Source organism: Nostoc sp. MS1 (assembly GCF_019976755.1).
Classification (GTDB): Bacteria; Cyanobacteriota; Cyanobacteriia; order Cyanobacteriales; family Nostocaceae; genus Trichormus.
This window is the reverse complement of the sequence record NZ_AP023441.1, coordinates 56,630-82,571: the sequence shown is the minus strand read 5'-3', so window position 1 is coordinate 82,571 and position 25,942 is coordinate 56,630. Positions and strand designations below refer to the sequence as shown.

The window sequence follows — 25,942 nt, the reverse complement described above, 5'->3', positions numbered from 1 at the left end:
TTTGAAATAAGCTATACGGGTTTTATTATATTCCCCAGTCCTTAATCCCTAGTTTCTTGTACCGTTTTAACTCACTTGGGCTGTGGTTGCTTGTTTTGCTGCTCGCATTTCTTGGACAAACTGGGCAAATAAGTAATCAGCGTCGTGAGGGCCTGGGCTGGCTTCTGGGTGGTACTGGACTGAGAATACGGGGAGAGATTTGTGGCGTAAACCGGCGACTGTGCGATCGTTTAAGTTGAGGTGGCTGATTTCTACAACCGACTCAGGTAAGGAATCTGGGTCAATCGCAAAGCTGTGGTTTTGGCTGGTGATTTCTACCCGTTGTTGTAAACCAGCAGGTTGATTTAAACCCCGATGCCCAAATTTCAGCTTAAAGGTTTCTGCCCCTAAAGCATGACCCAAAATTTGGTGTCCCATACAAATACCAAACATGGGTTTTTGGCTTTCGAGCAAGGCTTTGGCTGTGGTAATTCCTTCTGTCACCGCCGAGGGATCGCCAGGGCCGTTAGATAGGAAAATACCATCTGGATTGTATTTGAGGATTTCTTCTGGTGATGTATCGGCAGGTACAACAATGACTCGACAACCATAACTGGCTAAACGCCGCAAAATATTACGTTTAACACCAAAATCTAGAGCTACAACGGTCAAGGATTCCTGACTATTTACCTGAGCTTCTGGGTTAAATTCCCAAATTGAGGTTGTCGGATCTGACCATTCGTAAACTTGAGAGGTGGTGACTTCTCTAACTAGATTTAAGCCGCTCATATTGGGGGCTGCTTGTACCTGTTCTAACAACTCCGCTTCATCTAAAATTTCTGTAGAGATACCACCATTCATCGCTCCGTACATGCGAATTTTGCGGGTAAGAGCGCGGGTATCAATGCCAAAGATGCCAGGGATTTGATGCTGTTTGAGGTAGTCGGGTAAGGATTGTGCCGATCGCCAGTTACTGGGTTTATAACAGATATTACGGGCGATCGCACCCCGCACTTGCGGACGTTCTGATTCTTCGTCTTCTGGGTTAACGCCTGTATTCCCCAATTCGGGATAGGTGAACACGACAATTTGACCGCAGTAACTAGGATCGGTCAACACTTCTTGATATCCAGTCATACCAGTGTTGAACACAACTTCGCCTATAGTGGTTCCCGTCGCACCGAAAGACCAACCACGGTAAGCGGTTCCATCTGCTAAAACAAGGAGAGCGGGGATTGCGTCAGACAAGGGCATAAGCGATGAATAGAATTGGGGAGTGGGGAGTGGGGAGTGGGGAGTGGGGGAGATGAGGGAGATGAGGGAGAGCGGGGAGTTTCTCTCTTATCGTCTTCTCTGTAATTTCCTAGTCTCTAGCTCCTAGTCCCCAGTCCCTATAATACTGCGAGTGTTAATTATCCCATGAGTTTGTAAATTAGACGTTCGCAAGTAAATTAATTAAAACTTAAAATCAAAATAGTGAAATTATGGGAAAATGCCACAACTATTGCGGAAGGAGATGAGGAAGATGAGGGAGATGAAGGAGATGAGGTAGACAAGGTAGACAAAAAATTAAAAATTCTCCCCCCACCTCCCCTACTTCCTCATCTCCCCCACTCCCCACTCCCTACTCCCCAATGTTTAAATGCCTTCGCTGGAACAGGTAAGATTGAGATTATGCTTCAGCCTTTTTTATCTCGCGCAATCCTGATTTGTTTGTCTGGTACTGTAGCTGTTTTGAGTGTTGCTTGTAGCGAAGGCAATCAGAAAACGGCTATTCTTCGTAATCAGCAGTCTGTGGTAACTGAGGATTTGCCAGCACCAGCACCTAATGAACCGCAAGCAGCACCCACTATTCCAGCGTCGGTAGATGTGCCACCGTCGCAAATGGAACCGGGTTCTTTTGAGATGGGGTTAGATAAGGCGGCTGGTGCTGTGAGTATTAGCCAATCGGCGCAGTCACCTGATGATTGGTATTTGGTGGCTAGTCAATACAATGATGCGATCGCTCTGATGAAACAGGTGGATAAACAAAGTCCTGAATTTGCGATCGCTCAAACTAAAATTTCTGAGTATCAGCGTCAAATTAGGTATGCTGTGCGCCAAGCTAATGCGATCGCTCGACCATTGCCAAACTCACCCAATCCCAGGAGGGTAGCGGTTGCTGCACCCCAGCCATCCCCTTCACCTCAGTATGTCATCCCTGTACCGCCACCTAACAGTACACAGTTACCATCTGAGCAAATAGATATACCCATATCAGCCGCTTTAAGCTCAGAACAAGAAGTTTTTATCGCCCCCATTAAAAGAAGAATGGGAGGTACGCCAATTGTGACTGTAACTTTTAATGGTCAGCAGCAATTTGACATGATTGTCGATACTGGCGCAAGTGGGACTGTGATTACCCAACAGATGGCGAATGCTTTGGGGGTTGTAACTGTCGGTAAAGCCAAGGCTAATACCGCTAGTTCTAAGGGTGTGGAATTTCCGATTGGTTATGTAGATTCGATGGCAGTAGGAGGGGTAATAGTAAATAAAGTACCAGTAGCGATCGCTGGGGCGGAACTGGAAACTGGGCTTTTAGGGCATGACTTTTTTGGTAATTACGATGTCACTATCAAGCGTAATGTTGTAGAGTTCCGCCGCCAGTCGCACTCAGACGCTAACTCCCAAGAAAGTGTACCAATTCCTCTAACTTCTTCCAGGCGCTACCAGTCTTTAATATATCCTTAGCCACACTTACACCTTGCGCGTGGTCTAAAAAGGGAACTGCACCAGCCACCTGTAGTGCCAATGAAGCATTTAAAGCTACAGCGTCTTTTTGTGCTTGAGTTCCTTCACCTTGTAATACGTCTTTGAGAATCTGAGCATTTTCTTGTACATTCCCACCCCGGAGTGCGCCAATAGGAGCGGGTGAAACGCCCACTTCTTGAGGATTGATAGTGGTTAACTGTAACTCACCATCAGATAACACCGCTAAGTCAGTTAAATCACCCAACCCAGCCTCATCCAACCGTTCTCGTCCATGTAAAACTATCGCCTTTTGCTTGCCTAAATTGTGCAAAGCCTGAGCAACAGTTGTCAAAAGTTTGGGAGTAAATAACCCCACCACTTGCCCAGTAGGACGCAGAGGATTTACCAACGGCCCCAGCAAATTAAATACAGTACGTATTCTTAATGTTCGGCGCAAACCAGCCACCGCTTTCAGTGCAGGATGCCAACCAGGGGCAAATAAAAATGTGATCCCGACTTCTTGCAGTGCGGCTTGTACCTTATCGCTAGGAGCGCTTAAATTGACACCCAAGGCTTCCAACACATCAGCACTACCCGTCAAGCTGGAAGCAGAACGATTACCATGCTTGGCTACAGGTACACCGTAAGCAGCTGCCACAAAGGCCACGGCGGTAGAAATGTTAAAAGTTGATGACCCATCGCCACCAGTGCCGCAAGTATCAATCACAGTGCTGAGTATTGAGTGCTGAGTGCTAAGTGAGGATTGAGTAGAATTTTCCCCACTCCCTACTCCCCACTCCCTACTCCCCATTTTTGATTGAGATTGTAAAACTTCAGCCATCCCTGTCAACTCATCGGCGGAAACGCCTTTAAAGTTGAGTGCAGTTAAAATTGCTCCTGATAATTCTGGGGGGACGGCTTCACTTAGCCAACCTTGCATTAATTCAGCCGCCTGAGTTCTGGTTAAAGATTCGCCATCTATGAGTTGTTGTAATAAGAGATACCAGCTAGTAGAATCTTGGGTAAGTATTGGGGAAGTCGTCATAGCTTAATGTGTGTTGAGAGGCAATTTTAAATGCAAAAAATTAATTTTTAGAATAACGCGAAAGAGCCACAATTTTTTCATCTAGCCAACACATTAATTGACTTAAAACTCTCTGTGTCTATGTGGTAAAAATCATTATTCCAGAGAGACCCTAAGACACAGAGTTAAGAACCTGTATATATTCAAAGATTAAATAGTAATCATATAGTTGGTAATAAATAACTCCTTGCCCTTGGCAGCAACATTTTGTTTATAGTTATTCATGCCATACTGTAATTCCCATTCATAGATATAAGCAAAAGGAAAATTGGCTCGAATTTGTGGCGAGTTGTCATAGGTAATTAACCAGTTATAGGGACATTGTTCTAGTAATTGAGCAAATTTATGATGGTCAAATGAAGTGTGTAAATTACCATCTTTTCCGTATAATCTTGATTTTGTAGCACTAAAATAAGGTGGGTCTAAAAATATAAATATTTTCTCACCTCCTGTATTTAATACTTGGTTATAGTCTAAGTTAGTGATTTTTATATCTTCTGTTAAAATACTTTCTAGTTTTTCTAATCTTTCTATAGAAGAATAGGTAAATCTTTGATGAAAAGCTTCTTGAGAAAAACCACCTGATTCTACAGTACCGCTAAAAGTAATTCTGTTGAGAACAAAAAACCTAACTGCTCTGTCAAAATCAGACAATGTATTTACATCAAGAGTTGTCAATTCTGAAAATAGTAGTTTTCCATCTTGACATTTATCTTTAATTTTACGTACTTCTGCAACTAATTGAGATAGGTTAGTCTGAGCATATCTCCAAAAAAGATATAGCTCAGTATTTAAGTCATTAATCCAAATCTTTAGATTAGGGAATTTTTGCTTTAAGTAAATAAATACAGAACCACCACCAACCAATGGTTCTCGAAATTCATTAAAACTTTCTGGTAAATATTCAATTATTTGCTTGATTGCTTTTGATTTACCGCCAGGATACCGAAGTGGACTTTTAATCATAAAGTTTTAAATATAAATCTATTTTTAATATCGGTAGTTAATTTTTAATTAGTATAACTATTGGCAAAAGGCTATTATTATTCAATAATATTTTTGTAAATATTGCTGAAAATAGCAACTATGTCTCGTTCTGCGCCTTATCAACCATTGTGGTTAAAAATTCTTCATGGTGTGAGTGGAATTTTAGCGATCGCCGCCATTATCACAGGCTTTTTAGTTTACAATACCTTTGATGGTAGATTCGGTAAGTTAGCGATTCCCCGCATTAGTACAATTATCGACATCCACGGCACATTTGCAGTCTTTTTCTTCTTTATCTTTCCCGCCTTCGCCCTCTACAGTTTTCATGCAGGAGACAAACGACTGTTACAACAAAATTCCTTACAAAACTTAACTCAAGTTGGTAGACCAATTTGGTGGGTAAGCCTGCAAAAAATAGCCAATACACTCATGTTAATAGCATCTGTTTTAGCTGTGTTGTCTGGCAGAATGATGAAAGAAGAATGGTTGCCAACAGGACAATTAAATCATGCTTGGTACTATCTACATTTAATTGGTTGGGTTTTCATGGTTGGTTGCTTGGCACTTCATATTTTAATGTCTAGCAACGTGGGTGGTGTGCCATTGTTACTTTCTATATTTTCGTGGAAAGTACGCCCAGAGGATAGCCCTACTCAATGGTTTAGTCGGTTGCAAAATTGGTTGAGTAATTTATCAGCTAATTCTGGGGGAGGAATTAATCATTTCATGCAGAATAATTTCCCTCTTGGAGTTATTGAGGTAATTGTGGTGGGGGGAATTTTGGCTGCTTTGATTTTGCCCTTATTTGCTGGTGGGGAATAGGGAGATTTTATTTTTAAACGCGGAGGGACGCTGAGGTTTACGCGGAAGAACCAAAAAGTTTAATATTAGTTCATTAGTATTTATAAAGTAAAAATAAAATTACCGTAGGGTATGTTAGGCGTATATTTTGAAATGATTTTTTGTCAAAAGCAAGATTTAAGCGCCTCAACACTGCTAGAGCAGACGGTGTGTATTGCTTGCGTCTAACACATCCTACTTCATATTGACTTTATCAATGGCTTCTCATGTAGCGTCCTCATGCAAAGGGTAGTCAATAGTTAGCAATATTGAGTTTGGCAGTGGAACCGACAGAAGTTGGGTTATTGTGGGCTGGGTATTAGCTGATGTGCAGAGATATCTACAAATGCTGAAGGGGTGAGGCTAAGAGTTACAAAACCTCTGAAGTAAAGCTGAAGGTTTTTAAACAAAAACTTAAAGATATCTTAACTTTAGGGTATACTTAAAATAAGTGTTTAAAAAATAGATTAGCTTTTAAACAAAACATCGCTATATTTTCGATGGAGTGCAGAACTTCTTATGGCTAGTGGATTTACTAGACAAGAAACCATCGCCTTGACTGGCATCAAATCTGGCAGACTCAGTTACTTAGACAGAACTGGGTTGGTAGTGCCAGAAAAGTTTGGTAATCCTCAGCACCCTAAAGTTATTTATAAATGGCAACAAATTCTAGAAATAAAAACTATTGAAATATTAAGTCAGAAGCTTCCATTACAACAAATTAGAAGAGTTTTAAACTTTTTAAAATCAAGAAATTATGAATATTCATTTTTTCAACATCGTCTTGTTCTTGTTAATTCACAAGTTTATTTAATTGAAGATATGCAAGATTTTGGTTTGATGGTTTTAGAAACATCTGGTAAAAATCAGGGACAAGTTGTAATTAATGAAATTGGAGAAATTGGAGATGTAATTACAGAGTTAGCCAGAGAAGCAGAGAAACATCATGTTTTAGATTTTGATAAACGAACAGGAATAGTTTTAAAGGGGTAAGAAAAATCAGACGGTAATGGCAAGGAGGAAGCAGTAATGAGTTCTAATTTAGCTGTAAATCAAATATACCAGCGAGTAATGGCGCATACTGGCTTCTATCTTGATGGTGTACCGACTACAGGCGTTACAGAAGCGGAAGATATTCGCAATAATCACCAATATTTAGAAAAACGCATTAAATATAGTGCAGTAATTGATACTGAACAAATTAATGCTACAGCTATCTACGAATTATCTGGTTCACCTTGTATTTATTTTACTCAATTAAATGAACCCAATCCTAGAGAGTTAGCTAAACTACATAAACTGTCTTGGAATCATGGTTTAGCCCCGATGTTATGGGTGATTACACCTAATGAAGTATTACTTTATAATTGCTATTCTCAACCTACAAAACAAGATGAAAATAATCCAAATCGGCATTTAATCGAGAGTTTTGAAACTACTGATAATGATTTGCAACGTATGAATCAATTTGCTAGTCGTTTGCAGATTGATTCAGGTGAATTTTGGCAATGGGCAAAAGCAAAGCAAATTGACCGTCAGCAAAGAGTAGATTCTGTTCTCGTAAGAGATTTAAATGAGGCGGAAGAGAAGTTAACTAAAGAGAAAAAATTAGAGAATCGATTTGCTCATGCTATTTTAATACGTTCAGTTTTTGTTGCTTATCTTCAAGATAGAGGTATTTTAACCCAAGAATTTTTTAAGAATCGTTTTGGAGTAGATTCATTTAATGAACTGCTAAAGGATAAAAATGCAACTTATCAGTTATTTGATTGGTTGCAAACAATTTTTAATGGTGATTTATTTCCTGTTACTCCAGAAGAAAAGAATGATGTAAAGAAAAAGCATCTTGAAGTTGTACAAAGTTTAATAGGTGGTGTCGAAGAAATAGCAACAGGTCAACAGCGCTTATGGAGAGCTTACGATTTTAAAGTTATACCCATAGAACTAATAAGCTCAATTTATGAAAGTTTTATTCATGCGAATGATCGCAAATCTGCAAAGGAAAATAGTACTCATTATACGCCTATAAATTTAGTTAATTTGGTACTTTCTGAAGTATTTAAAGAACTTGATGGTAATGCTAAAGTTCTAGACTTGGCTTGTGGTTCAGGGGTGTTTTTAGTAGAATCTTTGCGGAGATTAGTTGTTAAACGCTGGGCTAATGGAGAAACACAAACCCGTAATTTAATTCGAGAAACTCTTTACAATCAAATTTATGGTGTAGATATTAATCCTGAAGCAGTTCAGATCGCCGCTTTTAGTCTTTATCTGACTGCTTTGGAATTAGATTATGAGTTAGAACAAAATCGCCAATTAACAGATGATTTAAAATTTCAAAAGCTGATAGGTAAAAATTTATTTGCCAATAACGCATTTGATGAAACCTCTGATTTTAACAGAATAGAACAATTTGCACAGAAAAAATTTGATGTAATTGTTGGTAATCCACCTTGGACAAAATCAAAATCAAAATCAAACCAATTGGCATCTCAATACTGTAAGCGTAAGCGCCCAGAGATAGGTTATTCAAATGGTTATCCCATAGCTAGAAGTGACAACCCTGATCAAGCCTTTCTTTGGCGTGTTGGAGATTTCGCTAAAGATAACGCTAGGATTGGTTTAATTTTGCATGGAAAACCTTTTTTTAGTCCTGCATCTAAAGCTCAGGAGGCAAAAAAATCTCTTTTATTGAGGTTTAAACCAGAAGTAATTATTAACTTTTCTAAGTTAAGAAATGAAAGATTATTTCCAAATTCTACTGCACCTGCTATGGTGCTGATTGCAAAAAATAAACAATCTCAACCTCAAGATTCTTTTTACTTTATTTATCCTGAGAGTTATTTAGATTCATTTAGGAGACATGGCATCATTGAAATTGGGCAAGAGAATATAAAAAAGCTATCAATATATGAAGCAGCATTTGACTCTGATATGCTCAAAGTAGCTTCTTGGGGTAATGCCAGAGATTTGAACATAATTCAGTGTCTGCGTCAGTCTTTTCCACCTTTGTCGGAACTTCTTAATCAAGAAGGTTGGAATTTTGGAAGAGGTTTTTTTGCTGGCAGTGGAGGAGATGAAGTTCCAGAGCTATACGGTAAGAAATTTCTCCCCTCTAGCAAAATGCCAAGATACAAAATAGATATGAATAAATTACAACCACTATTGATAAATAAGCTTGAACGTCCTAGAAATTTTAATATCTATAAAAGTCCCTTAGTAATTGCAACTAGAGGACTAAAAACTTCAGGTTTCTTCTCAGCTTTTAGTGAAGAAGATGTTGTTTATGTAGATACTTACATTGGAATTTCGATTCCACATGAGCAAACAAGTTTAGCTCATTATCTCAATGGTGTTCTTAATTCTTCTTTAACAAATTATTTTTTATTTTTAACAGCTTCTTCATGGGGAATTGAGAGGGATGAAATAAAAACTCAAGATTTAGAACGCTTACCTTTTCCTTTCCCCGATGAAACTAATGATGTAATCATCAACCGAATTATTGAGATAGAAAGACAACTATGTGAATTCAGTAATCAAGATATATCTGTAAATCTTCAACGACAACTTGACGAAGCTGTATTTAATCTATACGGTTTAAATGAGGAAGAAAAAATTATAATTCAAGATAAATTAAAGTTTACGATTGAGATATGGAACAAACGAAAGAAGTCAGTAGCCTTAAAAACACCTCTAGCTATTGATTTAGAAGCATATGCTATACAATTCATGAGTGTTATCAAACCTTTTCTTCAAACACTTAACCAAAGAAGTATAGTTGCTGATATATTTACTATTCCTAAAACACCATTACAGGTGGTTAAATTTAGCATAGTACCATATCCAGGTCGTGAGCCAGTTATACAAACTGTTCAGACTGGGGATTTGGTGACTGTGCTGAAAAGCATTGCGGAACAATTACCGCCACAATTGGCTGACCGCGTTTTCACCCGACGAAATGCCAGAATTTATGCAGGTGAATACTTGTATATTATTAAACCTGCTCAACTGCGTTACTGGAGTCGTTCTGTTGGGTTGAATGATGCTGATACTGTTTTAATTGAACACTTTAGGAAAAATTGAGCTATGTTGCCATTGGATGACTCAGGGGCTGTTGGAGAACCATCATTTATTCAGCGATATGACATTATTGCAACAGTCCTTGATCTCATCCAAGCAGCTTGGATTAAAGTATGTCAAAAACCAGAAATTAATACCCAAAGTGACGAAGATACTATTGCTGGAGCATTACATAATGAGATGTGGGCTGAAAAGAAGCGTCGAGGTATACATGGGCCACCAAGAATTGAGAATGAAGCAGCAACAAGACGTTCTGACAAAAGCTTAAAGCCAGATGGTTTTATAGATTTTAAAATGGTTTACTCATGCAATAGTCTTGAAGATTACTTTGGTATAGAGTGTAAGAAAATAAGCAGTACGAAACCAGATAGAGATTTAGCAACAAAGTACGTTTTAGAAGGTATAAAAAGATTTATTGTAGGTACTTATAGTTTAGGTCATGACTATGCAGCAATGTTAGGTTTTGTGATTGATGGGAAAGTTAGTGAGTGTATTAGTTTGATTTGCGCTCGCCTGAATAAATATAAAAATGATATCTCTTTAAAAGAAGATTGGTCAGATGAGCCAAGCTTTAGTACAAAACAAAACATATATCGTACTCGTCATGTTCAAGACGGTCAAAATGATTTAATGACAATTCTTCATTTATTTCTTGTAATTAATTAAATTTTTATCATTTCTGTATAATTTAACTGTGGTATGGTAGCAGTCGCTTATACCGCTACAATTTATACTTTTCTACCTTGATGAACGAAAGATGACTCGTCCGGGGATTTCTTCTTGGTTAATGCGTGCATAGACTCGCAGACAGGTTAAAACTTCGCCAGGAATACCGCCATAGTCTAATTGCAAGTCGTCTTTAGAAAAGGCGCAAATATCGGCGTAAAGTCCGGTTAATTGGCGAATGCGTACATCATAACCTGCATTGATGGCTCTATCAGCTATCTTTTTTAAAGCGCGTCTGGATTCTTGTTGTAGTTTACCCCACCAAGAATAGCGTTCTGAGGGTGGTACAAATACTAAAGAATTAATTGCTTCATCCATATCTATCCAAGCACGTAAAGTTGATAAGGGATCGGCAATTTCTTCGGCTTTTTTGGTACGTTGGAAACGGTCTATTAAGGTGTCGATGTATTGATTTTGTTGTTCTGGTTGGGAATGCAAGGAAACAACATCGAAGCTGAAAACGCTTTTTAGTGCGTGATGTAAGTCTTGTTCTATTTCAATAAATTTACTCCATAAAAGTAAGAAACTGGCTAATAAATGTAGTTCTTCTGAGGCGTTATTAGGAATAATATTATTATGAAAAAATGCTTTTTGGGATAAACATAAACCTTGAGCATTCACACTACCACTTAAACCAGGGTAAATAATTTCATTGCGAATAAAAGGTAAATGATAGACATATTCATTATCTTCTACTGCGCCCATTTCTTGAGCAAAATCTAAAGCGCGTTGTCGCCAAACTTGGGCTAAATCTTCGGGAACTCGTAATAGTTTACGGTGAATTTCGTTCCATAAATCGGCATCTGTATAGCTTTGTAGTAGTGAATCTCCTAAATATAAAGCTAGTTCTGGGTCAGAATCAAAAGCCTCTCGCAGATAATCTAACTTTAATTCACCAGGATGCTGGATAAAAGTTAATTCCTGTGCTTCTTCTTGCAAAAGATTTTGTAATTCTTGCAGCACTTGTTCACATACCACCGCGCCAGGATCTTGTGGTAATTCTGCTTGGGCTTTTTTCAGGGATGCTTCAATTCCATGCAGGCTAAACCGCAATAGCCGCGCTAATTCTGAGTTTTGTGTTGTTAGTAGCTGACGTAAGTGCTGCATTAGTATGTCCTTTTTTTATCTCACGCACAGGCGCAAAGAAATCCTCCGCGCCTCTCTGCGCTAACCTCTGCGCCCCTCTGCGTTTAAATTCCAGTTAATGTATCCCACAGAAAGGATCGCGTTCCTTATCAACTTCATTCGGCTGCAAATCTAACTCAGCGTGATAAACACAACCTTCCTGTTGCAGACAGTCTCTATCTGTCGATGTCCAGTAAGGTACATCTCCTGCATGAATGCGTAAAATCCCTCTGTTGTCAAGGGTGACGCGATATTGGCAAGGGTAGTCTGTACTCACATCTGGTTTACGGAGTCCGCCGATACGTATCCATTTTTTGGTGTTGGTGGCGATGTCGGTTTGGTATACATAAAAGGTGTGCTGTCCACTTTGGGGGAAGGGGGGAAGGGGGTTGCTAATTAAGCCTGCGCCTGGTGGTTGGGAACCATCGCGGAGGTAATGGAATGTTTGCAGAGATTTTTGGTTGTTTTTGTCCATAGCAAAGACTAAATGATAGGCATCTGGTTGATCTACGGTGGCAGATTCGATTACATTAACGGCAATATCACCATCATTTAAGTCTTTATCAGGGCGTTCAACGGCGATGTTCCACTTTAAGTCACCATCAGCAAACAAGGTGGATGTGTCGGAGGCTGCGGATATAGCAGAATTGACATCAATACCGGGAACATCGATTAAATAATGGGGGTTGCCTTGACACAGCAGGACATTGAATTGTAAGGTTTGGTCTATCTCAAATTGGACTTTGATTTTTTTGAGAAATTCCCCTTCATCCATCCCCAGCTTTTCCATGAGGGTTTTACCGTCGAAGCTACCCCACAGGCGCAAGTCTCCGTCTTCGTAGTCTTGGCGGTAGATGATGTTAGTTAACTGTATCCCTTGCCATTCGGTGCGGACTTTGGCGACGTTTTCCCCTGGTGTGAGTTGGTAGAGTTCTTGTCCAGCTTTGAATACTGTTAAGAGTTCGTTGCTTTGGGTTTTGCGTTTGAAGTTGCAGGGGAGGTAATAAAAGAGGTTTTTTACATCTATTTCTAATTGGTTTGCGCCTTTACGTAGCAAAGCTTTTGATTCTTCGGGGTCGAATCTTAGTCTCCGCAGTTTCTCGGCGTAGCAAGCCCCGGCGGAGGTGGCGAGTTTGGTATATTCTAAGACAAAGGTGATGCGTTCAGGGTTCCAGACGAAGTAGGGAGAGGTGCTAAATTCTTGGTAGATGTGATGCTGTACTAGGTCGAGGTTACAGGTTTTACCGGAGAGAATTAGCCAGTCTACTTTATGGGTGTTCCAAGAATCTATATTGTTATCTTCAGGACGTAAGCGGCTTTGCATTAGTCCCTTTGCTATACCAATTGCTTCCTTGATGGCGGAGGCGGCGGCGCGTTCAAATTGTTGGCTGTCTAAGGTGACGTTGAGGGTGTCTAGTTCTTTGACTTGGAATTTGATGGCGCTTTGGGTAAGCAGTTCGGCTATTTGTTGTTCGCTAAGGGTAAAGGTAAGGGGAGTATTATTAGGTGATTTTTGTCCAAGTTTGAGTTTGGCTGCTTCGGCGTGATCCCATAAAGTATAAAAGGTTTGCAGGCGTTGGGGTGCTTGTTGCCAACGAGTGGGGATGACTTTCTCGGCGGTATCTAAAGCGTCTTTATAGGCTGCGTCACCTTCGGGGTTTTCTTTGTCTAAACATTTCAACAAACTACTGCTTTTGAATTTGCCTTGTTCTAAAAAGCGTTCGTTTAATTCGGAACTAATTAAATCTTCTAGTTTGTCGCTTTCGATGTTACCAAGGGTAATGGCTGTGAGTAAAGCATCGGCGATCGCAACTTTTAACAGCCGATACACGCGCAAGGTAATTAACTCACCACCCAGTTGTAAATGTCCAGATGAACCTAACAGTTTTGGGGTAAGTTTATAGTAACGTCCGCCTAATCCTCTATCTTCATTACTACCAAAAGATGGGGTTTTATCTTCTAGGGTGAGTTCAATTAAAGCTAAGTCTGTTGTCCCGCCACCGATATCTAATACCAGAACATTTTGCGACCATTTATTATTTTCTTGCCGACAACGGGTTTTAAAAGATTCAATGCCAATATTCAAATTACCGCCAAACTCACGCCATAAAAAGAAGATGGCTACGGATACGGCTTCATCGTAGGCGGTTTGGACATCATCTATGCCAATTTGTTCGATTAATTCTTTAACTTCTTTCCGCACAACGGGAGGTGCAACGGTGGGGTAGGTGACGACGGCTGTGAGAAATTCCCCTTCCGAAAATCTCCTCCTAGCGCGTTGGCGATAATCTTCGGTTAAATCTATTAAATGTGACCAAGCAGCTTGTACAAGTTGGTTAACATTAATTGTTTGTTCTTGACCATCTAATATGACTGAGAAATCACGCTTCTGCCCAAAATAACGTTTGGGTGAATGGTGGAATCTACTGATAATTTCTTTTAAGGAACTGCTGGTTCCTTGAGCGATCGCCTTTTTTCTATTATCCCTTGCTTCTCGACCCATGCGAATGTTTAAATCTGCCAAACTGGAGATTTCTAACTCACTAGGAATTTCTGTATCACGACGGTCAATATCTAAAACTACAGGAATGAGATTTTGTGATTCTAAAGTAGGAACGCGAAAAACTTCGTGATAAATATTATATAATTTTTTGCTAACAGCGTGCCGAAATCTATCACTATTTCCCAAACATAATTCTATTTGTCGAATTGCTTCTAAAAATCTATCTTTATTATCAGTTTCAAAAACTTCGTTTAATTGGCTGGGTGTGATTTCTAAGTTTTTACTAATATCAGTGAGAAATTTTTCCCACTCACTTTCGCTTACTTCTGGTAAAGCAATAGCAGCAGGTGAACTCAACCAACTAGAAAGGCGATCGCGTAATCTTAATTCCTGTTCTCTCGGTAAAACTTCGGCAATTGGTACTTCAATTGGGTCAAAAAGTGTCACCGTAGAATTAGATGTACCAAAATCTAAAGCAAACCAACCAGGAAACCTTTTTCGAGGTTTACTATCAGGTTGCTTTTCATGATAATTGCGGACTTGTTGGGGAGGTTCAGGTTGTGTGATAGGGTTCATAGGTAGTGACCACAGATGACAATAGGCTGCTATTTTTTTTCGGGCTGATAACTGGGGATTTCCTGATAAATCGGAATCAAAATACTCGACAATGACCTGTAAATTACAGTTGATTGCTTGTGTTAAAGGTTGCTCTAATTTACAAGGATACTGTTCTAATTGCCCAATTTGGGAAATTTTAGGTATTGCCGAATCAAATTGTCTATAGGATTTTTCTATCTTTGATGCCAATTCGCTTGATGCGCCTTTAACAGTGCAGGTTATGCGGGAAATATGGGGAACGTTGTTCCCAATACCAATTAATTGAATAGTGGGAAGTTCTAGATATTTTTTTTCATTAACCCGCATCTGAAAGCGTGGTGCAAGCTGAATTTTTACAGGCATTTTATCGATTCCCTATGCAGTCGTAATTAGTGGTTGCTACTAATTACTCATTACTGAAATTGACTGCTAAATCGGCAATTTCTGAGAGATTCTGTAACCAAGTAGGTACTGCACCAGGAGATTGAGTATCACCAGCAGCGATAAACCTTAACAACCCATCTTTTTTAGAGATGTTTTGTAAGGTGGGGATAATTTGGTCGAGAATGCCTTCTAATTCAGCATTAACTCTTTGATTAACTTCGCTTACATACTGCACTAAATGTAAACTGGCGCTGGCAGTAATTTCATCACGCAGTCGTAAAACAAACATTTGATGATTGCTAGACTTAGATATGGCTTGGGCTTTTTCTGGCGACCAGTCAAATATTTGACCAATATTATGTTTTTCATCCTGACGCGCCAGAGGAAACATAATTTCTGGAGTAAGGAATTTTTCTTGATGGTTAATTTCCTCAATTATTGCCGCTTGCCATTGGGTAGGGTCACTTCCTAATAACAATTTATAAAATAAATCTGCTTCTTCCGCACCAAATTTTGTTTCAATCTCTTGTTCTATTTCTGGGTTGAGGAGTGATAACAAACGCTCTCTTTCTGGAGCGATTTGTTGGGACAATTTACTTAATAAATCTACCACTGCTTGGCGGATGCGATCGCGGGCAAATTCCTCTACATCTTTGACAGTCTTTTCAAAGGCTGGATAAAAGTCATCACTCTTGGTAGGTATACTTGTATTAACTCTATTTCCGCGCTCAAATAACTTCCCGGCTGCACCTTTTGATTCAGTAATTGTAATTGTCCCATTGTGCGCTTTATTAAATAACAAAGTCCAATGATTCCAACTCAAAACTCTAAAAGTTAACTCATCTTTAACCACATCACTAACCACAGTTCCCCGTCTGTCTTTGAGTGGTTCCTTACCCAAATCTTTCTGGAAATTGCGATAGGTTTTATCTAAATTCTCCAACGCCTGACGCAACTCAATTAAAGCTGGACTATCGCCGGTGGGTATACCTTGCTCATGAATTTCGGCAATGATAGCTTTGAGGTTATCCTGTTGTTGCTGTAAATTATCGGCGGCGCGGCTGGCATCTGCATACAGTTGCTTAAGTCCGTGGGTAGCGACGTGATTTTGAATCAATTCCCGTAGCTTGGCGATACCCCCATCTTGAGCAAAGTAACCTAATTTTCTACTTAACGGACTGCGTGGATCTGATTCTAACAGGCGATCGCTCAAATGCCCCCACTTTTGCTGCAACTGTTTTGGTCTTTCCAAGTAACTAGGATAGTCCAAGTTAGCTAAAAACTCTGGCGAACCTGCTTTGATACTACTGGAACGTTTAGCTAATTCCGCCAGTCCCAACAGTGGCGATAATAAAATGATGCGGTCTTTGTTGGTAGTGAATGCACTCGCGCCGTCGATGGTGGTTTGCAACACCCGCAGTTTCTGCAAAACCTTATCGGCTGTTAAATTGGGTGTTTGACTCTCATCAATTAATTGGTCGAGTAGTCTTTCCCCGCCTTCACTTTCCAATGGTAACTGGTCAAAACGCCCCACCCCTACCAAAATTAAATCTTTCAGGTCTTGTCCGGGACGCTGTTGCTGCATCATCGTGAAGATTTTATTGGCGCGATCGCTGCCCGGCGACTTACCATTGAGTAGCACCAAAATTGTCTGTACTTCCGCCAATTCCCGCAATGATAAGAAGGTATCCCGCGCGCCAGAATTAGCCGCACCCAACCCCGGAAAATCTAAGAGAGTAAATTCGCAACCGTCGGGAATATCCCAAATTTCCCGTGAGATTTTAACCTCAATATCAACACGACGAATTAACGGGAAACTATTCTGTAATAACTTGCTGGGTAAACTTTGCGGTGGACTGGGTAAGCGGATATGTGCTGGTGGTAAATCTTCAAAGCGCAGAGTTTGAATAGCCAGGGGTTGTTCGGCTAACTGCAAACCTTCACGCGCGACAGAGGGGTCAATTTCGTAGGTTCCACCACAGAGTGCTTCACCGTAGGAACTGTAGGCGCGGATAAATAACACCAACTCGCGCAAAATATAACGCAGTTCCAAATTATTACTACTATTCCAAGTAGCTTCGCACCAAGCGAGAATATCCTTACCAGAATTTAGTTTAGCAGGTTGCAGGGGTGGGAGTCCGGCTGCTACTGTGCGGCGGTTTACTTCTCCTAACATGAAGCGCAAGCACTCATTTACCCCTTCCCGTGTCAAATACTCAACGGTGAAGTTATCCACCTGGGTAGTAGTAAAGCCAGGATGGGGGATGAGGTGAATTGCTGTGACGTTACCAGTGGTGGGATTTTCGCTAATAGGTAAAGCATCTGCATAGCCGATGAGACTACCCAAAAGGAGAGTTTTCCCGCTACTAAATTCTCCCATCACGCCAATTTTTACGGGTGATGTAGCCAATTCTACAGTTTTTACCGCAGCTTCCCGTAGGCGCAAAATACAATCATCCAGGCTGGCTGGAACCCAATCTTCTTGTTGTGAAGGAGATTGAGGTACAAAATCTAATTTTTGGAGAATCAGTTCGCCGTACTCTTTAAAACTTCCCAGTTTCTCTGGCTCCATAGAGTAGCCTTCCGCTAAGATAAATTTCTGTGAGTTTTATAACACAAAAAAAATATTTTCACTTCCTTATCTGCCATTTTGTTGATGAGTATGTTTGGCGTTACTGCATGAGGTTGTAATTTACTCACGCAAAGGTATACAAGCGAAGACAGAAGTTGAAGATTTTATTTTTTTGTTAAGAGATTCAGGAGTATTTTTTATTACTATTCAGTCTTTCTATGTTTTTTCTATTTTCCAACTTATAAGCCGGAGCAATGAAAATAATCAAACAACTAATAATATTTAATGTAATAATTATTGCTTAAATTTATTTAATATCACCTTGCTTTAATTCATGAATTAGTAATTTACGTGTTTTCCCGAATACTTTATTGGAGGAAAAAAACTAATATTTTCATATAGCAAAATTTTAGTATAAATATAAATTTATTATAAAAGTTATAAAAAAATTAAAATTTAGTTTTTCAATCGAGGCAATTACTAAAAAATATCACAAACAATCATAACAAATCTTCTAAAAACTACTCTTGTTCAAGAAAGTGAATACACCACACTACTTAAAAGAACAAAAATCAACCAAACATCAGAGATGGCAAGAAAGTCGGGAATTGGTTGCTATTTTGCCACTAATATCCGATGATTACTTCCACCTGAATGCTCAAGGCATGATTTTAGATTACAAATTAGAGACGACACAAAACTTATATAATCTTCCAGAATTAATTACGGGAAAGTATATCTGGGAATTTTTACCACCGCAGGTTAGAGAGAATTTTCAACAGGCGATCGCCCAATCCCTGCAAACCGAAACCGTAGTAAATTGCGAATATACTAAACCCACTCCCGCAGGTGAGCAAAAATTTGTCGCCAGACTACTATCTGTAGCACCCGAAGAAGTTATAGTTATAATTCGTGATATCACTCCCGTTAGAGAAATACCACTTTTAGAAAGTGAACATAGATTTCAGCAGATTGTCGAAAATGCCAATAATATTATTTTTGTGTTAACACTTGAGGGTATTTTCTCTTATGTTTCCCCTAATTGGACTGATTTATTAGGGCATGAAATAGCGGAAGTAGAAGGTAAATCTTTTGTTCCCTTTGTCCACCCCGATGATGTGCCAGTGTGTGCAGACTACCTATCAACAGTTGTCAAAACTGGGCAGAAGCAAGCTCCCTTAGAATACCGCACAAAACACAAGGATGGTAGCTGGCGCTGGCATACTAGTAGTTCCTCTCCGGTTAAAGATGAGAATGGCAATGTTGTATACTTTGTGGGTATAGCATACGATATTACAGACCGCAAACGCACGGAAGCAGAATTAGCCCAGAGAGTTAAATTAGCAGATTTTCGCTCTGAAGTTGATTCGGTTCTCTCTCAAAGCCATACTTTACAAAATTTAATGCAGGGCTGTACGCAGGCGATAGTGAGACATTTAGATGCAGCTTTTGCTCGTATCTGGACTCTCAATAAACAAGATAACGTTCTTGAACTGCAAGTTAGTTCGGGAATGTATACCCACATTGACGGGCCTCATAGATATGTACCAGTTGGGCAATTCAAAATCGGGTTAATCGCCGAAGAAGGTAAACCCCACATTACCAATTCTGTGCAGACAGATCCGCGTGTGGGAAATAAAGAATGGGCAAAGCAAGAGGGAATGATTGCCTTTGCTGGCTATCCTTTGATTGTGGAAGGAGAAATATTTGGGGTACTGGCCATGTTTTCTCGCCAAGCCCTCAACCAGTCTACCTTGGATGCTTTAAGTATTTCCGCTAGTGCAATTGCCATTGGTATTAAGCGCAAGCAAACTGAAGAAGAATTACGCCAATCTGAAGCCAAATATCGCATTGCTGCTCAAATTGCCCAAGAAAAAGCACAGCAACTAGAAGCGGCTTTATTAGAACTCCAACAAACCCAGACACAACTAATTCAAACGGAAAAAATGTCCAGTCTGGGACAATTAGTAGCTGGTGTTGCCCACGAAATTAATAATCCCGTCAATTTCATCTATGGTAATCTCAACCATACTCGTGAATATGTTTGTGAATTACTGCATTTAATCCAACTATATCAACAGCACTACCACCCACCAGTACCAGAAATTCATCAGCAAATTTCTCAGATAGATTTAGATTTTATCGCTCAAGATTTGCCTAAAATCCTAGACTCAATGGACATAGGGGCCGAACGTATCCGGCAGATAGTTTTATCTTTACGTAATTTCTCTCGCTTAGACGAAGCTGGCATGAAGCCGGCAGATATTCATGAAGGTATTGACAATACATTACTATTGTTACAACATCGCCTCAAAGCTAAAGCTGATTCTAGAGCAATTCAAATAATCAAAGAGTACGGCAGCCTACCCAAGATAGTATGTCACGCCGGACAACTCAATCAAGTATTTATGAATTTATTAACTAATGCGATCGATGCTTTAGAAGAGTCAGTAATTAACAATCCACAAATAGTAATTAAAACTAAACTTACTACTAACAATCAGGTAATAATTTATATTGCTGACAACGGGCCGGGAATGACAGAGAAAGTTCGTACTCGCTTATTTGACCCCTTCTTTACCACCAAACCTGTAGGTAAAGGCACTGGCATGGGATTATCAATCAGTTATCAAATTATCGTCAATAATCACCAGGGACAGTTAGAGTGTATCTCTGCACCAAGACAGGGGGCTGAGTTTATCATTACACTTCCACTTTATCAGTTGACAGTTGACAGTTGACAGTTGACAGTTGACAGGTTATGTCCACTGTTCACTGTCAACTGTTTAGCGTTCACTGTCCATTGTCCATTGTCAACTGTCAACTGTTTAGCGTCTTCTGCTGCCAAAGCCACTATTGGAACGACGCGGGGTAGAACGTCCACTACCAAAACTGCTCCCACTAGGGCTACGTCTGGTTGTGCTGGAATTGCCAGAAGGTCTTAAGGTGCTACCGCCAAAACCAGAACCAGAAGGACGGTTGGTTGTGGTGCGTGGTACTGTACGACGGACGGTAGGAGTAGTAGGCGACCTTCTAATTGTGCCGGTGGTGCGGAAAGCTGTACGATTTCTCACGGCTGCGGGTGGTGCATTGTAACGGCTGCGATAGCTGGATACTGCTTGGTCGTAGCTACTACCATATCCACCAAAGCCGCTAATACCACCTGGCTGATAAACAGGAGGAACGTAATACTGGGGTCTAAACAAGGCATTACCAATTGCTTGACCCGCAATGCTACCAGCTACAGAACCAGCAAAGGGGGCCCAAAAGCTATTTTCGCGTCGAACTACAACCGTTTCTTGTTGTCCGGTTTGGGGATTAGTTTTATTCTCTGTAACGTTATGGACGTACTCAATCTTAAAATCTTCAGTTAAGTATAGAGCTGGCTGTCCATTTTCAACTTTCAAATAACTTTTTTTACCTTCTTTGACTTCCTCATCAGTCAGCCGTGCCATTTGTAAATTTTCGGTGGTAAAAGTTGGGGGCTTGCTGTTGAGTAAAAATAAAGTATATTCTCCGGTAGCATCATCATAAGTAGCTTGTTGTACTTGATACTGACCGTCATTGAGTTTGGTACTAACAGAAGTTTGTCTAACATTCCCGTTTGTAGAGGTGGTTTGTTCTCCTCCTCCACAAGCGACGGTTGTTAAACACAAAGTAGCTGCTAAAAAAAGCACTGTAAATTTACGTAGTATGGTCATGATCATGGCATTGTCATCTATTTTCGAGCTTAACAAGTTCTCTGATGGGTCGTAGGTACGGACAACCCCACAAATTATAAAGGTATCAACTCTGGGTAATATTGCAATAGCTGATCATTACTCAGTTCATCGCCTAATCGTGCTGGTGAGAAATGCACCTGTATAGCTCTGAGTTTGTGTTTGTAATGTAAATTAATGAAGGCTTTTAACCCTTCCTTTAAAGCTTGGATATTAGCCAAATCAGTTTCTAATTCCGGTACTTCACCCTCAAAAGCAACTGTAATCATAATGACGATGTTGCGTGTTGCGGGTAAGGATAAAGGCTCATCGAAATCATCACCATCTAACTCTAAATCAGCACCATATCTAGCCGCAGAATCGCTAAATAAATCGTTGACGTAATCTCCTGCTTCGCCTTCGCTCCAGAATACATCACCTTCATTGGCAGCAGAGATCCAATACTCATCATAACGCAGTAGGGTTTCGCTCAGTTCTACCAATCCTTCCCCTAATGCTTCTATCTCGCCTTCCGCATCGATCGCATCTCGTGCAATTCGGTTTAATTCTCCCAAAATCGGCGCTACATCAGACCCGCCCAAGTGCAGAAACAAGCGAGACACTACATAACGAGTCTTACCCATCATTTTATTGAACATATCAGTTTGTTGCCTCCATAGGTTTGTTTGATAGGGAGTAGGGAGTAGGGAGTAGGGAGTGGGGGGAGATGAGGGAGACAAGGGAGAAATTATTAACTCCTGCCTTCTGCCTCCTGCCTCCTGCTCTTCTACTATTCATTCACATAGTGGAAACTGTTGACAAAATCTATAAGTGTATTTAATCCAGGTAGGGTATATGTAGCAGATTCACTATATATATCAGTCAAGACACCTGTTTCAGTATTGGTAAAGTTAATAAATCGTTTAGCAAAGTTAGGGTTTTCATACACTATCAAAGTTTGAGCGCTGGAATTAGTTAAGATTGTTTGGGTTGGGGCTTGAAAAAATTTGAGTTTAGCTGCTAAGTGTAGGTTTTTTTTAGTTTTTCTAATAGTTTTGGCCTGAGTTATAGTTTGGGCGATCGCACTCATCAATTGCTTCACCCGTTGGGGTGTTTTTAGCCTGGAGGAAGATAGATTTTCTTTTTCTATCATCGTCAACACTGCATGAATATTTTTTTGTGTGTTTGCAGCATCTTGAAAAGGTAGGATTGCCATACAAGCTGTAGTGAATAAAGCCGCGTCACTGTCTAAGCAGAATGTAAATACAGTCCGCCGACGGGTAATTTCCATGCTGGGGGGTTGTTGTAGTAATTGATATTCTTGGGCGATATGGTAATAAGCACCAGCAAGGGCGAAGTTGGCTTCTGATTCTAAGGCTGCATCGACGATAATTTGGATAGTTGGGGGTGTTTCGTTAAAAAAGTCCCGTGGATCTTCATTATCAAATTTTTGGATAATAGAGCGATCGCCTGTTGGACTTAAGTCAATCCATTGACAAATCAAACCCTCTGTTTTTAAACCAAATCTAGAGGTAGAGTAAAGTTTCGCACCAGTTAAAATAGCACTTGTCAGGTCAGCACCCACCCATTCGGTTTTAATTAATCTCGCTTGAATCAAATTGGCATGAACTAAACTGGCATTTGTTAAGTTAGCATTGCTCAAATCTGCACCAACTAAATTAGCACCACTCAATTTTGCCCCGCTTAAATCAGCCCAACTCAGGTTTGCACCATTCAAATCAGCCCAACGCAGGTTAGCCCCACTTAAATCTGCACCACTTAAATTTGCATAGCGGAGATTCACCTGTTTAAGTTCGCCATCTCGCAAATTAGCATTAGTTAAATCAGCACGACTTAAGTCAGCCCCATTAAGATTAGCCATTTCCAGGTTAGCTCCTAATAAAGAAGCACCTTTAAGAATTACTCCGTTCAAGTTGGCTTGGCGAAAATTAACGTGACGGAGTGTAGCTTCGCGCAAGTCAGCGCCCTCCAAGTCCGCCTCAGACAAATCAGCACGACTCAATTCAGCACGAATTAACTCAGCACGCACCAACGAAGCCCCACGCAACTGAGCGCGACTCAGGTCAGCACGAACTAAATTAGCAACATTGAGGCTAGAATAATTAAAAATAGCATTAGTTAGGTTTGCCCCACTCAGCCGGGCTACATTCAATTTGGCGTAACTGAAGTCAGCTTCGCTTAAGTTTGCCCCACTCAGGTTAACTATACTCAAATTAGCTTGACTAAAATTCACACCACAGAGTTTAACACCACTCAAATTAGCTTCTGATAGGTCAATACCACTAAAATTAATTACTCCATTCGCATATTTCGTCAGTAATTCCTCTACATTCATCATAAATTTAATTCGTAATTAAGACCAATTAATAACCGTTGACTATGGACTAACGACTATGGACTAATGACTAATGACTAATGACTAATAACAAAAATGCAAATTGGAATTTTAGGTCTAGGCTTAATAGGTGGTTCATTGGGTTATGATTTGCGATCGCAAGGTCATCATGTGTTAGGGGTTAGCCGCAAGCAATCTACCTGTGAGACAGCCGTAGCTTTAGGTAGCGTTGATGAAGCTGCTGTTGATATGAACTTATTAACAGGTGCAGAGGTGGTATTTATTTGTACACCCATCGGTCTTATTGTTCCCCAAGTGCAGCAGTTGATTAATCATTTGTCGCCGTCTACCGTGGTGACTGATGTTGGTTCTGTGAAAGCACCGATAGTAGAAGCAATTTCACCCCTATGGGAAAATTTTGTCGGTGGTCATCCAATGGCTGGGACAGCAGATAGTGGAATAGAAGCTGCTCAAAAAAATTTGTTTGTGGATAGACCGTATGTATTGACACCAGAGGCGACAACACCCAAAAGGGCGATCGCAATTGTAGAGGAAATTGTGCGATCGCTAGGTGCTAATCTCTACTATTGTCAACCCCAACAACACGACCGCGCTGTGAGTTGGATTTCCCATTTACCTGTAATGGTGAGTTCCTCGTTAATTGCAGCCTGCATTAGTGAAGATGACCCAGAGGTTTTACAATTAGCGCAAAATTTAGCTAGTTCAGGTTTTCGAGATACTAGCCGGGTGGGTGGTGGTAATCCAGAGTTAGGGGTAATGATGGCGCAATACAACCGTCAAGCGCTGTTGGGTTCGTTGCAAAAATATCGCCGCAATCTTGATGAGGTAATTAATCTGATTGAGCAGGAAAATTGGGCTGCTTTAGAAGCTAAATTACAAGCAACACAACGCGCTAGACCTGATTTTGTTGACTAGATATATGGTAGGCGATTACCTTACGATAAGCGATCGCTTCTACATCTAATCGAAGTAAGCAAGATTAGTCTTTTGTCAAGTTAATGATTTTCGATTTCTTGTTGTTGGTTTAACCAAATTTCTAAATCTGTAACTGTGGCAAAATCTAACAACGCTTCTGCAAGATTTTCTAGTTTTGCAACAGATAATCCTTGAATCTGCTGGATTAAAGATGACTCTATTTCTCCAAAGCGACGATTTAACAAGCGCAGAATTAGCTGTTGTTCTCCTTGCTGTACACCTTGCTGTATACCTTCTTGTCTAGCTAGTTCTCTATCTTGTTGATACAGTGGTGCTAATCTCATCATTAACTCCCTATCATCTGTTTCTATATTTTGATTTATTCTTAAATTATTTTGCAGGTTGTATAGCAATTCTAGCGTGACTTGCCTAAAGGGGTGATTTAGAGGTAACGCAGCTAGTTCATCTATGGCTTGGCGTTGCACTTTACCACGTCCTAGTATTCTTACCCACAGTGTGTCTGATGTGGGCGGTAACTGATGAATTGCTACTATAGCGGTGCGAAAATACTTTGCTAAAAAGTAAACTCCTGTTTCCCAGTCAGATTTTAGCTGTCCACCAAACCCAGAGATTATATTTTTTGATGCTGTGGGTGTCAAAATCCACAGATGAGGAATGTCTCTATCTGGTATTTTAGTTTTATTGCGATTTACTTCTCGCTGAATTGAGCTTTTTACTTCTAATAGTTTTAATACACAATCACCAATTTCGTCTATTGATGCTGGGTTACGGAAGGGTTCAAATATGGCAGATGTTGTTGCCATTTTTCCTAGTAAGCCTAATGTTTCTAAATTAGCGGTTTGTGTGAGAATTGGTGAAAACAATACATCTATTTCCCGCACTTTGGCTGCTACGCGGCTGGGTGCTTGTACTTGTCCGAATGGTTTTAGCAGTTCCTCTAGATAGTCTTTGGAAAATTGATCATGGATAAATCTGGTCATTTAGATTTTTTGAGCAGAAATAGCATTGTTTATTTTATCTAACTAGGGTATTTATTAATAGGGAAATGAGTATTTTTCTTTTTGAACTCAGAGAGGCGCGGCGTTTATTTTCAGAGGGAACAAATCATGATACTAGGCGCTAATGTCTATTATTGTCAGCCTCAACAAGATGACCGGACTGTGAGTTAGAATTTTTAATGTAATTGATTATTGTCCTGAGCTAATCTGCCCTGAAAAATTCTTTATTATATGCTTAAGCTGCAAGTTGAGTGCAAGTAATCCTCACCTTAAGTATATTTTTAATAACCTGTGATTTTTTTGTTACAATACAAGCTTGATTAATGCAC

The 25,942-nt window shown here is 40.0% G+C and carries 17 protein-coding genes; 7 read left to right on the top strand and 10 right to left on the bottom strand.

The window, feature by feature from the left end; translation table 11 throughout:
* Window positions 1-66: 66 nt before the first annotated feature.
* A complete protein-coding gene (gene carA, locus NSMS1_RS00345) occupies window positions 67-1,233 on the bottom strand; it encodes a glutamine-hydrolyzing carbamoyl-phosphate synthase small subunit (protein WP_224089691.1) in 1,167 nt (388 codons plus the stop codon).
* A 420-nt stretch (window positions 1,234-1,653) separates the two neighbouring features.
* Here carA and NSMS1_RS00340 point away from each other — a divergent pair, with 420 nt between their 5' ends.
* Complete coding sequence (locus NSMS1_RS00340; protein ID WP_224095409.1) at window positions 1,654-2,709, top strand: TIGR02281 family clan AA aspartic protease; 1,056 nt, start codon at window positions 1,654-1,656, stop codon at window positions 2,707-2,709.
* Here the strand turns inward: NSMS1_RS00340 and trpD are convergent.
* Window positions 2,639-3,754, bottom strand: a complete 1,116-nt coding sequence (gene trpD, locus NSMS1_RS00335; RefSeq protein ID WP_224089689.1) for an anthranilate phosphoribosyltransferase — start codon at window positions 3,752-3,754, stop codon at window positions 2,639-2,641. The two genes, NSMS1_RS00340 and trpD, sit on opposite strands and share 71 nt — an antisense overlap.
* 189 nt (window positions 3,755-3,943) lie before the next feature.
* Complete coding sequence (locus NSMS1_RS00330) at window positions 3,944-4,759, bottom strand: DNA adenine methylase (RefSeq protein WP_224089687.1); 816 nt, start codon at window positions 4,757-4,759, stop codon at window positions 3,944-3,946.
* 120 nt (window positions 4,760-4,879) lie between these two features.
* Here NSMS1_RS00330 and NSMS1_RS00325 point away from each other — a divergent pair, with 120 nt between their 5' ends.
* The 4 genes from NSMS1_RS00325 to NSMS1_RS00310 all read left to right on the top strand — a co-directional run bounded on the left by NSMS1_RS00325 (window position 4,880) and on the right by NSMS1_RS00310 (window position 10,363).
* Complete coding sequence (locus tag NSMS1_RS00325; protein ID WP_224089685.1) at window positions 4,880-5,602, top strand: cytochrome b/b6 domain-containing protein; 723 nt, start codon at window positions 4,880-4,882, stop codon at window positions 5,600-5,602.
* A gap of 537 nt (window positions 5,603-6,139) precedes the next feature.
* Window positions 6,140-6,613: a hypothetical protein gene (locus NSMS1_RS00320; protein ID WP_224089683.1), complete on the top strand. Its 474-nt coding sequence runs from the start codon at window positions 6,140-6,142 to the stop codon at window positions 6,611-6,613.
* A gap of 36 nt (window positions 6,614-6,649) precedes the next feature.
* Window positions 6,650-9,700: a class I SAM-dependent DNA methyltransferase gene (locus tag NSMS1_RS00315; RefSeq protein ID WP_224089681.1), complete on the top strand. Its 3,051-nt coding sequence runs from the start codon at window positions 6,650-6,652 to the stop codon at window positions 9,698-9,700.
* A 3-nt stretch (window positions 9,701-9,703) separates the two neighbouring features.
* Window positions 9,704-10,363, top strand: a complete 660-nt coding sequence (locus NSMS1_RS00310; RefSeq protein ID WP_224089679.1) for a hypothetical protein — start codon at window positions 9,704-9,706, stop codon at window positions 10,361-10,363.
* 72 nt (window positions 10,364-10,435) lie between these two features.
* Here the strand turns inward: NSMS1_RS00310 and NSMS1_RS00305 are convergent, their stop codons facing one another.
* The 3 genes from NSMS1_RS00305 to NSMS1_RS00295 all read right to left on the bottom strand — a co-directional run bounded on the left by NSMS1_RS00305 (window position 10,436) and on the right by NSMS1_RS00295 (window position 17,604).
* Window positions 10,436-11,530: a hypothetical protein gene (locus NSMS1_RS00305; RefSeq protein WP_224089677.1), complete on the bottom strand. Its 1,095-nt coding sequence runs from the start codon at window positions 11,528-11,530 to the stop codon at window positions 10,436-10,438.
* A 94-nt stretch (window positions 11,531-11,624) separates the two neighbouring features.
* Window positions 11,625-15,011, bottom strand: coding sequence for a molecular chaperone (locus NSMS1_RS00300; protein ID WP_224089675.1), 3,387 nt, complete (start codon window positions 15,009-15,011; stop codon window positions 11,625-11,627).
* Between the two features lie 43 nt (window positions 15,012-15,054).
* Window positions 15,055-17,604, bottom strand: a complete 2,550-nt coding sequence (locus NSMS1_RS00295; protein WP_224089673.1) for a proteasome protein — start codon at window positions 17,602-17,604, stop codon at window positions 15,055-15,057.
* Between the two features lie 539 nt (window positions 17,605-18,143).
* Here NSMS1_RS00295 and NSMS1_RS00290 point away from each other — a divergent pair.
* Window positions 18,144-20,345: a PAS domain S-box protein gene (locus NSMS1_RS00290; RefSeq protein ID WP_224089671.1), complete on the top strand. Its 2,202-nt coding sequence runs from the start codon at window positions 18,144-18,146 to the stop codon at window positions 20,343-20,345.
* A gap of 87 nt (window positions 20,346-20,432) precedes the next feature.
* Here the strand turns inward: NSMS1_RS00290 and NSMS1_RS00285 are convergent, their stop codons facing one another.
* The 3 genes from NSMS1_RS00285 to NSMS1_RS00275 form a co-directional block, all read right to left on the bottom strand.
* Window positions 20,433-21,311 (bottom strand): hypothetical protein, encoded by an 879-nt coding sequence (locus NSMS1_RS00285; RefSeq protein WP_224089669.1) that lies wholly within the window; start codon window positions 21,309-21,311, stop codon window positions 20,433-20,435.
* Window positions 21,312-21,379: 68 nt separating this feature from the next.
* Entirely contained in the window at window positions 21,380-21,961 is a 582-nt protein-coding gene (locus NSMS1_RS00280; protein ID WP_224089661.1) for a DUF1517 domain-containing protein, read from the bottom strand.
* A gap of 131 nt (window positions 21,962-22,092) precedes the next feature.
* Window positions 22,093-23,658: a pentapeptide repeat-containing protein gene (locus tag NSMS1_RS00275; RefSeq protein WP_224095408.1), complete on the bottom strand. Its 1,566-nt coding sequence runs from the start codon at window positions 23,656-23,658 to the stop codon at window positions 22,093-22,095.
* A gap of 96 nt (window positions 23,659-23,754) precedes the next feature.
* Here NSMS1_RS00275 and NSMS1_RS00270 point away from each other — a divergent pair, with 96 nt between their 5' ends.
* Window positions 23,755-24,594 carry a prephenate/arogenate dehydrogenase gene (locus NSMS1_RS00270; RefSeq protein WP_224089658.1) on the top strand — a complete coding sequence of 280 codons (840 nt, stop codon included), beginning with the start codon at window positions 23,755-23,757 and terminating at the stop codon, window positions 24,592-24,594.
* A gap of 80 nt (window positions 24,595-24,674) precedes the next feature.
* On the opposite strand, the gene NSMS1_RS00265 is transcribed toward NSMS1_RS00270, so the two are convergent.
* The gene (locus tag NSMS1_RS00265) at window positions 24,675-25,595 is read right to left on the bottom strand and encodes a DUF4351 domain-containing protein (RefSeq protein WP_224089656.1); all 921 of its coding nucleotides are present in this window, start codon (window positions 25,593-25,595) and stop codon (window positions 24,675-24,677) included.
* Window positions 25,596-25,942: the final 347 nt, after the last annotated feature.